This is a genomic window from Blautia sp. OF03-13 (assembly GCF_003460685.1).
GTDB classification, from domain to species: domain Bacteria; phylum Bacillota; class Clostridia; order Lachnospirales; family Lachnospiraceae; genus Fusicatenibacter; species Fusicatenibacter saccharivorans.
The window spans coordinates 60,109-73,907 of the sequence record NZ_QTVR01000012.1 but is presented as its reverse complement, the minus strand read 5'-3'; the positions used below and the strand labels follow the sequence as shown (position 1 = coordinate 73,907).

Sequence of the window (13,799 nt, the reverse complement as noted above, 5' to 3'; positions counted from 1 at the left end):
CTGCTCTCTGTACCTTCTCTGTAACGGGAGATCCCGGTGCAGCCTACGAAATAAATTTTTCCTGATGGATTTTCTTCTCTTCGGTGCACAGCTCCAAGACCGGTTCACGATAGATTCTGCAAAAAGCTTTCACCTGCCGCTTTCTCTCTGAATGCGCTCTGTCGCTACTGTTTCTTTTCGTCGCTTTTTCACTGCACTGATTGTAGCAGAAACCGGAAAAGAATGCAAGCCCGTTCCTTCTGCTTTTTCTGCATAAACGCCCGCCCAGGTTACAGGCCTTCCCGATACATTCTGCTGATTGCCGCCTGGGCTTCCTCAGACTGTTTTTTCTCAATCCATGCTTTGCGGTCACTCAGGATAGCCAGCATCTCATCGACAACGTCCTCGGCGCGCGGGCTTGTGACGCGGTAGAGATAGCCGAGCATCCGCGTGGCGGTAAAATCGGTGTTCATCTGGCGGTATGCAATTTCCCGGCAGAAGTCGTCCGGGTAACCGTTGTGTTTTAACGCACGGTACAATTCGTCATTTCTCGTTTCTGGCATTGCCTGTCTCCCTTTTTCCTTTAAACATTTACGTTTCCGCTGTTCAGACCTTCCGTCTTTTCCTCAAGTGGCAGCCAGTCCAGTGCCTTTTTGATCCACTCATCCCAGAAATCCCATTCATGGCCACCCTTGCTCTCATAGTAGACAATGTCCATGCCGCTCTCTTCCATCCGTTTATGGTAGAGACGGTTTACTTCCAGAAGTCCGTCCTCTGTTCCGCACGCCTGGAATACGGTCGGCACATTGACAGACGGATCTTTTTTCCGTGCTTCCTTTAACTGCTCGATAAGAACAGCCGGGTTTTTGTCACTCTTTGCTGCTTCGACCAGATTTCCGAAATAACCTTCTTCATGTGCAAAGCTGTCCGCTCTGCTCTCTTCCGGATTTTCCAGCACATGAAGTGCACCGGACAGGCAGATCACAGCCCCGAAGGTATCGTGATATTTCAGGCCATTTCTGAGTGCGCCAAAACCACCCATGGAAAGGCCTCCGATAAAGGTGTCTTCTCTTTTTCTGGACAGCGGAAACATTTTTCTTGTAATCTCAACCAGTTCTTCTCCGATAAACTGTCCGTGCATGGCACCGATGGACGGCTGATCCACATAAAACGCATTCTCGCCGGCCGGCATGACAACGGCAAGGTTTTTCTCCTCTGCCCATCTTTGGATTCTGGTTCCATGAACCCAGTCTGTCTCATTCCCAAAAATGCCATGCAGCAAATACAGCGTTTTAAACGGTTTTTCCTCGCGCTCCGGCTGCCCAAAGGTAAATTTGTCGACCGGCAGAATAACCTGCAGCGGTACGGTGCGCATTAAAGTTTTTGACATGAAGCTTACCTGAATAAATGCCATAATAAAAATCCCCCTGTGGATATATATTTTTCTTTATTTTACGCCTTATTTCCGCATTTCGTCAACGTGGAGTTTTGCGTTCCTCCGGTTCCGGCTTGCACCCCGAAGCAATTCACGATATAATCATGTTTATAGCAATCCCAGAAAATAATGCAAAAAATTCAGCACTGCAGAACGTGAATTACTGCGTCACGGATTTTCGTCGTACCCCGGTACGCCTTCAAATCCGTTCCTTGTAATTCGCGCCCTGCAGCACTGTCTTTTTTGCGTTATTTTCTGGTCTTGCTATAGTTTGAATTTTTTCTGTGACAAGATAAGGAGATTTTCTATTATGATAAAGTTGATTGCAACCGATGTCGATGGAACGCTCGTCAAAGACGGCACACTTCTGATCGACCCGGAATATATGACTGTTGTTTCCAGGCTTGTCGACCAGGGCATCCATTTTGTTGTCTGTTCCGGCCGCCAGTTTTCCAGTGAACAGAAGCTTTTCGCTCCGATCAAGGACCGCCTGCTCTACATCTCCGATGGCGGAACTGTCGTGCGCACACCGGAAAAGATTCTGAAAACATATCCGATGGAAACGGCACTCTGGAAATCCATGTGCCGCATGGTACACGACGAACTTCCGTCCTGCGACTGCTTTGCCGCCACCCCGGACTACTGCCTCGCCGAAGATGCCGGAAGCCGCATGTTTCACTGGCTCCGCGACTCCTACGGCTTCGATGTCCGCGAAGTACCGGATCTATCGAAGGTAGAAAACGAGGACATTATCAAATTCACAATCTACCATCCAACCTCCTGTGAAGAGCTTTGCTCCCCAAATTTCATCCCGGCGTGGAATCATCAGGCAAAACTCGCTGTCGCCGGTAAGGAATGGTTGGACTGCAACGCCCGCAGCGTCAGCAAATGGACCGGTCTCTCATTTCTGATGAACTACTTTGGCCTTACCCCAGACGAAGTCTGCTGCTTCGGCGACAACCTGAACGACATCGAGATGCTTCAGAACGCTGGCGAAAGCTACGCCGTCTCCAACGCCCGAGCGGAAGTCATCGCCTCAGCAAAACACACCTGCCCGCCGTACTGGGAGAACGGGGTGCTGCAGGTTTTGAAAACGTTTTTGAAGGAAACGACAAACCCGTTTTGAATCAAAAAATCCAGGCATCCTATACGGATGCCTGGATTTTTAATTCTCTGTTTCTTTACAGTACCCCATGCGGCGCAATGCCGATCGCAAATTCGACTGCAATCGCTACCAGGACTACCAGCAGCGAAATGATGAATCCGTGCAGCATCGGCTTTGCGCCGGAGCGGCAGAGGGATTTGAAATCGGTATTCAGGCCGATGGCCGCAAGGGCGGCCACCATCAGAAATTTGCTGATGGTTTTTAATGCGGCTGCTGTGCCTGCCGGGATAAGACCTAAGGAGGTCAGTGCTGACATGGCGAGAAAACCTAAGATAAACCATGGAAAAATGGATTTGATGCTTACCTTTACGGCGGTTCCTTCTGCTGCCTGCGCCTTCCGTTTCAGATGTACGTTGATGGCGGCGAATGCCAGAACAGCCGGAATGATTGCGAGGGTCCGTGTCAGTTTTACCATGGTTGCGAAATCACCGGCGGCCTCGCTGAATGCGTAACCGGTGGCAACGACGCTTGATGTATCGTTGACCGCAGTTCCGGCCCAGAGGCCAAACGCGGCATCTGAAAGGCCCATCCAGTGACCGAGAATCGGGAATACGACAATCATGACCGTATCAAATAAAAACGTTGCGGAGAGGCCATAGGCAATGTCCATATCGGTCGCCTCGATGACCGGCGCGATTGCCGCGATCGCGGAACCGCCGCAGATACCCGTGCCGGCGTTGATGAGGCTGCTCGTCTTCCAGTTCAGTCCAAGTGCTTTTCCGATCAGTGCGCCGAGGCCAAAGCACGTTGCCAGGGTAAATACCATAACCGTCAGGGAAAATCTTCCGACCGTCAGCACCGTGCGGATATTCAGGCTCGCCCCGAGCAGAATAATCGCAAATTTCAGGATCTTCTTCGATGTAAATTTAATTCCAGGCGCTGTCACGCTGTTCGGCTTGTAAAAGGCATTCACAATCATACCGATAAACATGGCGATGACCGACGCCCCGATAAAGTGCAGTCCGGCGCTCTCCTCCAGGCTTTCCAGGAATTTCGCCGCAGCGGCAATTACCAGTGCAATCGCCGCTCCGGGAATCATTTTTTTTACGTTTTTCACAATACGTTTCCTCCAGCTTTCTTTTTCCTTTTTTCTCTCTTTGCCCGTTTATTTTAATATGCTTCCATGATAAAATAAACGCATAACCAAGAATGCATTCATTCCATTTTGTTATGAATAATTTTACAAAGGAGTTTTTATGGATCAGAAACTGGAAACTTTTTTGACGCTCTGCAAGACGATGCACTACGGCCGCGCCGCCGAACTGCTCCATCTCTCGCAGCCTGCCGTCAGCAAGCACATTCAGGCGCTCGAGGCGCAGTACGGTGTCCGCCTCTTTACGTACCAGGCTCGGCGGCTGCAGAAGACGCGGGAAGGCGACCTTCTCGAGCAGTATGCTTTTTCTCTGCGCTACAACGAAGAAATGCTTCTCGCGCGTCTTCACGAAAAATCAAAGACTCTGCTCCGCATCGGCGCGACAAAATCCATCGGCGATATATTCTGCTGCCGGAAATCCGCCGCTTTCTTGCAAAACCGGACCAGCAGCTTCACTTTCTTGTCGACAACACGGCCCATCTTCTCGCAAAACTGGAAGACGGCGAACTCGATTTTGTTGTCCTGGAAGGGCTTTTTGACAAGCAGCGCTATGACTTTTTCCTGCTCCGCGAGGAACCGTATCTCGGCATCTGCGCCGCAGACCACCCCTTCGCCGGAAAGCAGATCCCCATCCCGGATCTCTTCTCCGAGCGCCTGATCCTCCGCGAAGAAGGCTCCGGCACCCGGAAAATTCTCGAACGCGAACTCACCCAGTCCGGCTACCACGTCAGCGCCTTCTCCGACTGTGCCTGCATCAGTTCCTTTAAGCTGTTAAAAGAACTCGTCCGCGAAAACTGCGGCATCAGCTTCGTCTACGAGGCCGTCGTCAAAGACGACCCCCGCTTCGGCCGCTTCTTCTGCCCCCCGCTCACCGGGGCGCACGAACTGAATGTCGTCTACCTCAAAAATACGGACGCTGGGCATTGGGCGCATCAGTTTCTGGAAAGGTGACAGAAAAAAACGGAGAACCGGCATCATCGCTTTATGGTTCTCCGTTTACTGTTTGCCCTCTTCCTTATTTTCTCTCTGTAAATTGAATTCCATAATCTTCCAGAACAGGAACAATATCTTCACTTTTCATAAACAATCCGTCAGCCCAATAATAACCATCTTCCAACGTTATTATAACAATCGTAAACGGATGAAAATAATCCATGTTATGCTCGTCTATACCTGGATATAAAGAAAAACAAATTTCATGCCATGTATCTTTTTTAAACTGAACGATTCGTTTTACTTCAAATTCCTCCCACGAAATTGTTTTTGAATATTTTCCAAAATGAAGAACACACTTTTCCCGATAAAAATATACTCTTCGAAGATTATAGAATATCACGGTTAATCCGAGACATATCACCCCATAGAGAAAACATAGGTAAATGACTGCTTCATGCTTTTCAGGTTTTAGTTCAACAAACAAATATACTAATGTCACATAAAGCCCAAAGCATTCCATACATGCAATTATTTTGGATGGCAGAAAACTTTTTATTTTCATTGCTCGTTATTCACCTTCTCTTACTTTACTTTTTTTAACTCAATCTGGTATTTTTCAATTACTTCTGAAAGTTCATCCCTTCGTATGGCAAGTTCTCTCCTTGTCAATCCATTTACAAAAACCAACGGAGAACCGGCATCATCATCTCTTTACCGGTTCTCCGTTCACTGTCTGTACCAGGACTTTGTCAAATCTTGCGTATTTTTTTACTTCTTTCATCAACGCATCGAGGTCTTTCACGATCTGTTCCCGCTTTCCTGTCGGTCCTATGAAATATTCCCTGCCTCCCATTTCCAGCGGATTTCCTGTCGTTCTTGTCCGTACACCGAATGTAAGTCTTCTGCTACCCCTCCGGTAATAAATCGTATAGGTACGCGGTACATAATTAAACAGAGAGCTTTCTATTTCAGAAACCTTATAAAATTCGCCGCTTTCTTTCGCCGCCGCGTACCGCCGGTCCTTCAGGCAGTCCATTTCAGCTACGGAAATAAAGCAGACCAGATAGTCCAGAAACGAAAACACAACCAGAATCAGTGCTTCCACGATTCGTCCCGTCTTTGTTTTATCCAGAATGTGAACATACGTATCCCCGTAAAATACCGCAAAGAAAAGAATAATACTCAAAATAATCTTGATCCACGGCCAGAGACGGGACTTAATTTTCCGGTTTACTTTAAAAACATTAATCCAGTCAAGCAACTGTTTTTCCTCCAAAGCTGTAATTATACATGTATTTATACTACTCTCTTTTCCCCGTAAAAACACCAGAACTCAGAACACTTCCACTCTTTTTGTATGTTATTTACTTTCTGTATACTTGACACCGTATGAAGTGAGGAGTTCACCAAATTCGTCAGCACTGAGCGGTATAATTCCCCAGCCCGGTCCGCGGAACTTGTCGAATATCATGATACTGGTAAATGGGTGATAGGTACACCAGAACAAACTGTCATCTTTCTGTTTCGATATGTTGAAGAAAAAATGATCATTGTATCTTTGTATCACAGTAAAATCTTCCCATTCTATCTTTTTTTCATAGCCCCAAAAAGATAACATTATTCCCCATTCATAAATATAAATTCGTTTTAGTAGAAATGTCACAGTTCCATAAGCTGCTATGCTTAAAAAGAACATTATTCCTAGAAACACTATGATACTTGTTTTTAATGAATAGGCGTGGAACGCATCTTTTTCATTTACCCACAGGCTCACCCACCAATAACTACTAATAGCACACACAATCAGGTCTACGCCGGTACCAAATTTTCCCCATACTACTTTCATACAATCTTCTCCTCGTTATTTCTTACGCTTTGCCTTTGTACAAAACTATTTTTCTTCGCGCAAAGGCATCTTAAAACTTTTCTATCTAAGCGCTGGAAGTCCTATATTTTGCATTTTTCTGGAAATTGCAGGCTTATTACTCTGCCAGTTCTTCTTTTTCCCCCCAACTTTTTTTGTACTAAAGTTGATGTTGCTGTTTTTCTTAAGTGTTGATCCATTTTTATTTGCCTGTTTCTTGGGTTTTCCAAACACTCCATCCAAAACACCGCTTTTGGGATAGCTCAGTAATGGAGACTGAAAAAAGTCTGTAAAAGCACCCAATGCATTCTCAATAGTTTCATTTTTTACATATGCGTTATACGTTTTAGGTTCTAACAAGGTCATTATAGCATCGTAAAATCCTGCCCCCATTGCTCTTGCCATATCTCCTGATTCCTGATACTCTAAATATCCTCCTTTCAAACCACTTACTACTACTGAAAAGATAATTCCTTGGCTATCTCCCAAAACACTACTGATTGCACTTTCTATGGCCACCTCTGCAATTCCTTCTAAGGTTACTTTCTCATTCGCCATTCCGCACTGTACCGCATATACAAATACATCTTTTAAGATATTCCATGCTACTTTTCTGGGATCGATTCCTGGGAATGCCAGCATTAAAATTCCAAAATCACCATCATCATCTACCGCATTCACCGGATTGTTGCAACAGTACACATAAAGGTTCTTTCCATTCATGCTAAACATTTTCGCTTTTGCAGCATCAAAGTTGTCCGCACAAAGGAATCTGCACAATTCCGGATCATAATAACGGCTGGCGGTGACATAGAGTTTGGTATCGTCATCGTAGCAGTAAGCACGATAACGGAATGGGTTTAGTTTTCCGATATTTTCTCCGCTGATATCGGTCAGACCAGTCTGTTTTCCCCATGCATCGTAAGAATAGTTTACTACCTGTTTTCCATCGCTGTCAATCAGTCCTATGACATCATTCTGGCTGTTGTACAAGTAATAATACTCTTTTTCTCCCTTTTTCAGCATCAGCGGGGATTTATCCGCACCGTAAACAAACTGAACCAGTACATCTCCATACTTCGTTCCCATCAGTTTGTTTCCGCACCAGTAGTTCTTATGGCTGATTCCGTTCAGGTCTTTCCACTGGACTCTGTGTCCTTCGCTGTCGTAATGGTAAACTGCTTTCTTTCCGTTTAAAGTCAGACTCTGCAGCAGACTTCCTCTGTACCAGGTCAGCGTTTTTCCCTGATAAGCTGTAATGTTGCCGACCGCATCATAGGAAATGCTGCTGCCATTATAGGAAATAAGCTGATCTTTCCATCCTGAAGCACGGTAGGTAAACAGATCTGTCTTTACCGCATTGCCCAGTGTTCCCGTTGTATAGGAATACTCTTTTCTGGACGTCATATTCATTCCGGCATCGTAGGTATACGTAATACTCTTATTTTCCCATGCAGAATCCACACGGGTCAGTTCACTCAAAGCATTATACGTATATTTTACTTTCTGAACACCATTCTCGGAAATCGTAACAATATTTCCCACAGCATCATAAACAAAGGACAGTTTCTTTCCGTTATTGTTGATTTCTTTGAGAAGCAAGGTTGTAATTCCCGCTTTTCTTCCCGGCACAAAAGTGTACCTGTTCTTTCTGCAATGCAGATCGGCATGGAACTCGCAAAAAGACAGCCTGCTGCCTGATGGATTAACTCCATTCTTAAGGCAGTAGGCTGTCTTTTCCGCTATACCCGCTCCACTAATAACTGCTGCATCGGTGTGAGTGTTTCGGTTTTCAGTTCATTTAATTCCCTGATCTTATCCGTTGTCGTATAAAATTTCTTTGCGATATCCCACAGGGTATCCCCCGGCTTGACGAAGTAGCAGGTGATGCCCGGGAGGCTCTGCAGTTCTTCCGGATCTCGGTCTTTTTCTTCGACGTACTGCATTACCATCTCTTTTCTGCGGCGGAAGACGAGGGCGTTCAGGTTCAGTACGACTTTGGCTTCGATGTCGCTGCTGTCCGGCATGGTTGTGGAGAGCTGGTCAATGGAGGACTGGAGTTCGTAGCGGCAGTCCGGTCCGATTCCCGGGACTTCGATGGTGTGGCGGAAAGGGAGGGCGGTTTCGGCGGCGTAGAACGGCATTTCGTCGTCACTGACCACGTAGAGCGCCCTGAGTTCCACCACACCGGTTACTTCGATGCCGTTTTCTACGATTCTTTCCTCGTCGATCTTGATTTTGCCGTCGCTGTGGCAGATCTGCAGAATTTTATTTTTCGGCACGCGCATCTGCAGTTTGTCGGTCAGGCGGCATTTGGAGGAATTGCGGATCAGAAGGCTCTCCAAAGTCTCCTCCTGCACTTTTGGAATGCATTCTCGGTGCGGATGGTAAACGTCCTGCAGAAGTGATACGGTTTCTTCCTGATACAGACAGATGTCAAGTTCGAGTACGGCCTCCGCCTGCAGGACCCGCTCCTCGCCGTCGGAATCGGGCTGGATTTCGAGTGTGGTCTGGCCGAGTGTGCTTTCGATCCGCGGGATCATCTCGGAGATGCAGCCCTGGCATTCCACTTCTGCCTGGAACGGGAGCGCCTGCTCCACCCACTGCAGCGGGTGATCCTCCTCGCCGTCGCTGTACAGACAGAAGACAAAGAGTTCTCCCTGCGCACTGACCCGCCCCTCTTCAGAGCGGAGATCGAGACCGCGCACTTCCAGATCCTGCCAGAGAATCTCGTGCAATTCCGGCTTGCCGGACGGAATCGTAAGCTCCTTTTTGACACGCAGCACATCTTTTTTCTGCACTGCAAGCTCAACCACGCGGTATTCTTTCCGCTTCACCGCGACGTCGCTCTCCCCGCGGATTTCCATCGGCACGGCAAGGTCGCACAGTTCCTCGATCCACGCGTGCAGCGTGACGATCGCGCGCACGCCCAGCTTCCGCGAGTTGATGAGATGCAGGTTCAGATCTTCCACTTCCCAGGTGATGCAGACCTTGTCGCCCCCTGTCAGACCATCGAGATGGATCGTCTCGTCGATCGGAAGCTCGCCGGAGAGCTGGCAGATCCGGCGCCGTTCGCCGTCGGAGACGTACAGCAGATGAAAGGTGAGGCCGCCGAATACACGCGCTTTTCCTTCCGAAATCTGCACATCCCCGATCGTCACCTCGCCTTTTTTCTGAATCATCCGCCCCACATCGGGCCGTGCGTCCGGCACATTGTAGTCCTCATCAAACGTAATCTGTGACACCGCTTCGCTTTTTCTGCTGATCTGATGCAGAATCTTTTTTACAAAATCCATAAGGCTCCTCCCACTCTAATCCTCAAATACGACTGAGATTCCCGCCGCCGCTTTCGTTTTCAGCACGACGTAAGGGCAGGAGGCGGCGCCTTTCTGCTCCTCCTTTGCGGCAGGTCCGACGAGTTTTGTCCGCACGAAAACGGCGTTTTCCGATTTCGATACTTCTTCGATCTGTATGGAAAAGCCTCCGCTTTTCTGCTTTCCGTAGCCGCGCAGTATGTAGAGATCGTCCCCGCTCTCGTACGCCATCTGGAACGCGGATTCTTTTTTCCTGCGCAAAATCTGATCGATTTCCGGCGGAAAATCGCCCGGCTTTACAATCGCATACGACAGTTCTTTCCGCTCGCCCTCGCTTACATCTGTGATCCGGCACGATGCCAGGAGCATCAGGATCACCGCCGCCAGAAGAACTCTTCCCCGTCTCTTTTTCTTCATCATTTCAAACGCCGCTTCCTGCTCTTTCTATCCATTGTATGACGGGCCACAGTCTTCTATGACGCAAAATCTTTTTCCGAAAAAGACGAAAGTTATTGCAACCCGCCCCATATATGACGTATACTGAAAAGTACGCAATAACTGAATATCACTATTTTTACCAAGAGGAGAAAAAGATTCATGATTCGTTTTATTCTGGTCATTCTGACCGCTTTTCTGTATCTGATTCTGTCGATCCCGGTGCTTCTTGTTCTGCTTCTGATCCGGAAGAAAAAGCCGGAGGTCTGTGATAAGGTAAGCCGTGCGCTGATCCGCTGGATTTTCCGCGTGATTCTGTTTTTCGCCGGCACGAAGGTCACAGTGGAAGGGCAGGAAAATGTTCCGAAGGATCGTGCCGTTCTCTACATCGGCAATCACCGCAGCTATTTTGATATTCTCGTAACCTACACAACGGTTCCGGGTTCCTGCGGATTCGTAGCGAAAAAGGAGCTGGCGCGCATTCCGCTCTTAAAGAACTGGATGGATCTCATCCACTGCCTGTTTCTCGACCGCTCCGACATCAAACAGGGTCTGCAGATGATCCTTGCCGGATGTGAGGAGATCAAGAGCGGCACTTCCATCTGTATCTTCCCGGAGCACCCGCGGCAAGACGGAGAGCGAGCTGGAGCTCGGCGAGTTCCACAACGGTTCATTCAAGATGGCAACGAAAACCGGCTGTCCGATCATTCCGCTTTCCATCTCCGGTTCCAGCGAGATTCTGGAAGCACACTTTCCGAAGATCCGCGGTACCCACGTTACCGTAACGTACGGCAAGCCGATCATTCCGGGCGAGCTTACGAAGGAAGAGAAAAAAGAGATTGGAAATTATACGAAAAACATTCTGCTGGAACAGCTGAAAGAAAATCCGGCAAGATAAAATCAATGACTGGCCTGAGCGTGTCTGAAAAACCATTTCCGCAAGCTGCAAGCCCCACTTTGCGGTATATTTTGCCCTCATTCGGTTGCCGTAGCCCGCTACGCCGCCCTCATTCGAACAAAATCTCCCACAAAGTGGGACTCGCAGCTTGCGAAAAGCCTTTTTCAGACACGCTCTAGAAAAAGAGCCGAACCCTTCTGTTTTTTTTCCAGAAGTGTCCGGCTCTTTTTCTGTCTTATACTCTTATTTCTCTACGGAGAGCATCTCCACAATCTTTCCATACTCCATAAAGTGCGATGCCTTTACCAGAATCTGATCCCCGTCCTGTAAGAGTTTCGGCAGTTCTGCCATCAGGCTCTCGCGGTCTGCGAAATGGCGGATTTCCAGTTTCGGGTCTGCCTCTTTTGCCGCTTTTGCAAGATGCTCGCAGAGCGGTCCCGCACAGTAGAGGGCGTCAATGCCGCAGGTTCCGGCGTGTGTGCCGACTTCGGCGTGGAGTGCTGCCTCATCGGTTCCAAGCTCTCCCATATCGCCGAGCACGGCCACTTTTCTTCCCTTCGCCTCTTTCAGAACATCGAGAGATGCCTTCATCGAAACCGGGTTTGCGTTGTAGCAGTCATCAACAACGGTGTATTTTCCTGTCTCGATGATGTGGAATCTTCCGCTCACCGACTGCAGTGTCTCGATTCCCTGTTTGATCTGCTCCAGCGTCAGCCCGTACATGCATCCGACTGCGGTTCCGGCCAGCGCATTGTAAACCATATGGCGTCCCGGAATCGGAATCAGTGCAGAAAAGCTCCCCTGCGGGGTATGAATCCGGCAGGAAATGCCGCGGAAGCCTGGCTCTCGATCTCATCGGCATAATATTCGTTCTTTTCATCCAATCCGAAATGAACCGGCTTGATGCCGTGAACCGTTCCAACAGTAGACAGCTTATCATCGTCCCCATTGATGATAATGTGCCCGTTCTCACGCAGATGATCAAAGATCTCGGTTTTTGCCTGTAAAATACCATCTCGCGTCTTCAGATTTTCCAGATGGCACCAGCCGATATTCGTGATGACTGCAGTCTCCGGGCGCGCGATCTTCGCCAGACGGTGCATCTGGCCGAAATCGTCGATTCCCATCTCGAGAACCGCCATCTCATCCTCCTCGCGCAGGCGGAAAACAGTAAGTGACAGTCCCAGCTCATTGTTAAAGTTCGCATCCGTTTTCAGCACACGGTATTTCTGCGCCAGCACCGACGCGATCGTCTCCTTTGTACTGGTCTTTCCAACACTTCCCGTAATGCCGACAACCGGAATATTGAGCTGCTGCATATAGTATTCTGCCATTGCTTTAATGGCCTCCATGGAATCCTTCACGAGGATATACGGGCATGGCGGTGTTTCAAGTTTCTGCTCGGAAATGACAGCAAGTGCGCCCTGGGAAGCCACGTTCGGGATAAATTTATGGCCGTCCACACGCTCACCCGGAATTGCAACGAAGAGGCTTCCCTCTCCCGCTTTCCGGCTGTCCGTCACGATATCCGTGACTTCCGCTGTTTTCTTTTCTTCCGGTCCGAAGTAGATTCCGCCGCACACCTCTGTGATGTGCGCAAGTGTCATATTTTTCATGCGTTGTTACCTCTTTTTCTGAGAGAAAGCTGGATCAGCAGCTCGCAGAGTTCCGGATAGGAAATGCCGAGTACCTGTGCCTCCTGCGGCAGAAGGCTGGTCGGGGTCATGCCCGGAAGGGTGTTTGCCTCGAGGCAGTACATTCTTCCGTCCTTGCGCATCATAAAGTCGAGACGGCAGTAGTTTTCGATACCGAGAGCGGCAGCGCCGTCCTCTGCGTGCTTCTGCATTTCTTTCGTCTGCTCCTCCGTCAGTACGGCCGGGCAGGTATCAACAGTAGCTCCGGCTTTGTATTTGTTCGTGTAATCATAGAAGCCTTCGATCGGTGCAATCTCGATGATCGGGTAAGCCTTTCCGTCTACCACGCCAACGGAGAACTCTCTTCCCTCGATATACTCCTCAACGACAACCTCCGGTTCGTAGGAGAAAGCATCCTTCATAGCCTGCCAGTATTCTTCGTTCGTGTGTGCAATATAGACACCGACACTGGAACCGCCGCAGCACGGTTTTACGACAACCGGAAGCTCCAGGCCAAAGCCGGACAAAGGCTCGCTCTCCTGGCCTTTTTTCAGGGTCACGCCGTTCGGGGTCGGCACATGGTGTGCACGGAAGAACTGTTTTGTGATGGATTTGTCCATTGCGAGGGCGCTGCTTAAATAGCCCGTTCCGGTATACGGAATGCCGAGCAGATCGAACGTAGCCTGTACCTTTCCGTCCTCTCCGTTTGCGCCATGCAGGGCAAGGAAAACAACATCCGCTGCCTCGCAGAGTTCCAGTACGTTCGGTCCGAAAAATCTGCGGCGGGATTCGATCATTTCGTTTAATCCTGCATCAAAGCTGTGCATATATTCTGCTGCTTTGTCTATATCGTACGCCTCCTCTGCAAATACATCTTCCAGGTTCCCCTTCACATCGATACCGCAGAAAACGTCTACCAGAACTGCCTGATGGTTTTTCTCGCGGAGTGCCTTGCAGACCATAGTTCCCGATGTAATGGATACCGAACGTTCCGTGCTGGTTCCTCCAGCTAATACTACTATTTTCATCTATCAAAATCTCCTTTA

The 13,799-nt window shown here is 48.7% G+C and carries 14 protein-coding genes, 3 pseudogenes and 1 other annotated feature (1 of these 18 running past the window's edge); of the genes and pseudogenes, 5 read left to right on the top strand and 12 right to left on the bottom strand.

What is annotated here, in order from left to right:
• Positions 1-190, bottom strand: a binding site (T-box leader) (it extends 113 nt beyond the left edge of the window).
• Between the two features lie 79 nt (positions 191-269).
• Positions 270-542 carry a hypothetical protein gene (locus DXA55_RS10815; RefSeq protein WP_022461797.1) on the bottom strand — a complete coding sequence of 91 codons (273 nt, stop codon included), beginning with the start codon at positions 540-542 and terminating at the stop codon, positions 270-272.
• Positions 543-562: 20 nt separating this feature from the next.
• Positions 563-1,393, bottom strand: a complete 831-nt coding sequence (locus DXA55_RS10810; protein WP_055219937.1) for an alpha/beta hydrolase — start codon at positions 1,391-1,393, stop codon at positions 563-565.
• 331 nt (positions 1,394-1,724) lie between these two features.
• On the opposite strand from DXA55_RS10810, the gene DXA55_RS10805 reads away from it, so the two are divergent.
• Positions 1,725-2,540 (top strand): Cof-type HAD-IIB family hydrolase, encoded by an 816-nt coding sequence (locus tag DXA55_RS10805; protein ID WP_117814142.1) that lies wholly within the window; start codon positions 1,725-1,727, stop codon positions 2,538-2,540.
• 55 nt (positions 2,541-2,595) lie between these two features.
• Here the strand turns inward: DXA55_RS10805 and DXA55_RS10800 are convergent, their stop codons facing one another.
• Entirely contained in the window at positions 2,596-3,636 is a 1,041-nt protein-coding gene (locus DXA55_RS10800) for a YeiH family protein (RefSeq protein ID WP_022461794.1), read from the bottom strand.
• A gap of 139 nt (positions 3,637-3,775) precedes the next feature.
• Between DXA55_RS10800 and DXA55_RS19575 the strand changes: the two are divergent.
• Together DXA55_RS19575 and DXA55_RS19570 are read left to right on the top strand one after the other, a co-directional pair.
• A pseudogene (locus DXA55_RS19575) lies at positions 3,776-3,943 on the top strand (LysR family transcriptional regulator); the annotation flags it as partial.
• 83 nt (positions 3,944-4,026) lie between these two features.
• Entirely contained in the window at positions 4,027-4,623 is a 597-nt protein-coding gene (locus tag DXA55_RS19570) for a LysR substrate-binding domain-containing protein (protein ID WP_117814161.1), read from the top strand.
• Positions 4,624-4,687: 64 nt separating this feature from the next.
• Here DXA55_RS19570 and DXA55_RS10785 read toward each other — a convergent pair whose 3' ends face one another.
• The 6 genes from DXA55_RS10785 to DXA55_RS10760 form a co-directional block, all read right to left on the bottom strand.
• Positions 4,688-5,170, bottom strand: a complete 483-nt coding sequence (locus DXA55_RS10785; RefSeq protein WP_117814138.1) for a hypothetical protein — start codon at positions 5,168-5,170, stop codon at positions 4,688-4,690.
• A gap of 141 nt (positions 5,171-5,311) precedes the next feature.
• The gene (locus DXA55_RS10780; RefSeq protein WP_117814136.1) at positions 5,312-5,869 is read right to left on the bottom strand and encodes a hypothetical protein; all 558 of its coding nucleotides are present in this window, start codon (positions 5,867-5,869) and stop codon (positions 5,312-5,314) included.
• Between the two features lie 99 nt (positions 5,870-5,968).
• On the bottom strand, positions 5,969-6,454 hold the full coding sequence (locus tag DXA55_RS10775; protein WP_117814133.1) for a hypothetical protein: 486 nt from the start codon (positions 6,452-6,454) through the stop codon (positions 5,969-5,971).
• Positions 6,455-6,535: 81 nt separating this feature from the next.
• On the bottom strand, positions 6,536-8,104 hold the full coding sequence (locus DXA55_RS10770) for an RHS repeat domain-containing protein (protein ID WP_117814131.1): 1,569 nt from the start codon (positions 8,102-8,104) through the stop codon (positions 6,536-6,538).
• A gap of 110 nt (positions 8,105-8,214) precedes the next feature.
• On the bottom strand, positions 8,215-9,768 hold the full coding sequence (locus DXA55_RS10765) for a DUF3794 and LysM peptidoglycan-binding domain-containing protein (RefSeq protein WP_117814129.1): 1,554 nt from the start codon (positions 9,766-9,768) through the stop codon (positions 8,215-8,217).
• 15 nt (positions 9,769-9,783) lie between these two features.
• Entirely contained in the window at positions 9,784-10,206 is a 423-nt protein-coding gene (locus DXA55_RS10760; RefSeq protein ID WP_022461788.1) for a protease complex subunit PrcB family protein, read from the bottom strand.
• 177 nt (positions 10,207-10,383) lie between these two features.
• Between DXA55_RS10760 and DXA55_RS19320 the strand changes: the two are divergent.
• Positions 10,384-10,788: pseudogene (locus DXA55_RS19320) on the top strand (lysophospholipid acyltransferase family protein); the annotation flags it as partial.
• A 103-nt stretch (positions 10,789-10,891) separates the two neighbouring features.
• Here DXA55_RS19320 and DXA55_RS19315 read toward each other — a convergent pair.
• Positions 10,892-11,266, bottom strand: a complete 375-nt coding sequence (locus tag DXA55_RS19315) for a DUF6783 domain-containing protein (protein WP_334294856.1) — start codon at positions 11,264-11,266, stop codon at positions 10,892-10,894.
• Here DXA55_RS19315 and DXA55_RS19310 point away from each other — a divergent pair.
• A complete protein-coding gene (locus tag DXA55_RS19310; RefSeq protein WP_334294855.1) occupies positions 11,165-11,449 on the top strand; it encodes a DUF6783 domain-containing protein in 285 nt (94 codons plus the stop codon). The genes DXA55_RS19315 and DXA55_RS19310 overlap by 102 nt on opposite strands.
• Here DXA55_RS19310 and DXA55_RS19305 read toward each other — a convergent pair.
• Together DXA55_RS19305 and DXA55_RS10745 are read right to left on the bottom strand one after the other, a co-directional pair.
• Positions 11,363-12,735, bottom strand: a pseudogene (locus DXA55_RS19305) (UDP-N-acetylmuramoyl-tripeptide--D-alanyl-D-alanine ligase). The gene DXA55_RS19310 and the pseudogene DXA55_RS19305 sit on opposite strands and share 87 nt — an antisense overlap.
• Positions 12,732-13,781 (bottom strand): D-alanine--D-alanine ligase family protein, encoded by a 1,050-nt coding sequence (locus DXA55_RS10745; RefSeq protein WP_055228033.1) that lies wholly within the window; start codon positions 13,779-13,781, stop codon positions 12,732-12,734. The pseudogene DXA55_RS19305 and the gene DXA55_RS10745 overlap by 4 nt, the downstream one beginning before the upstream one ends.
• Between the last annotated feature and the right edge of the window lie 18 nt (positions 13,782-13,799).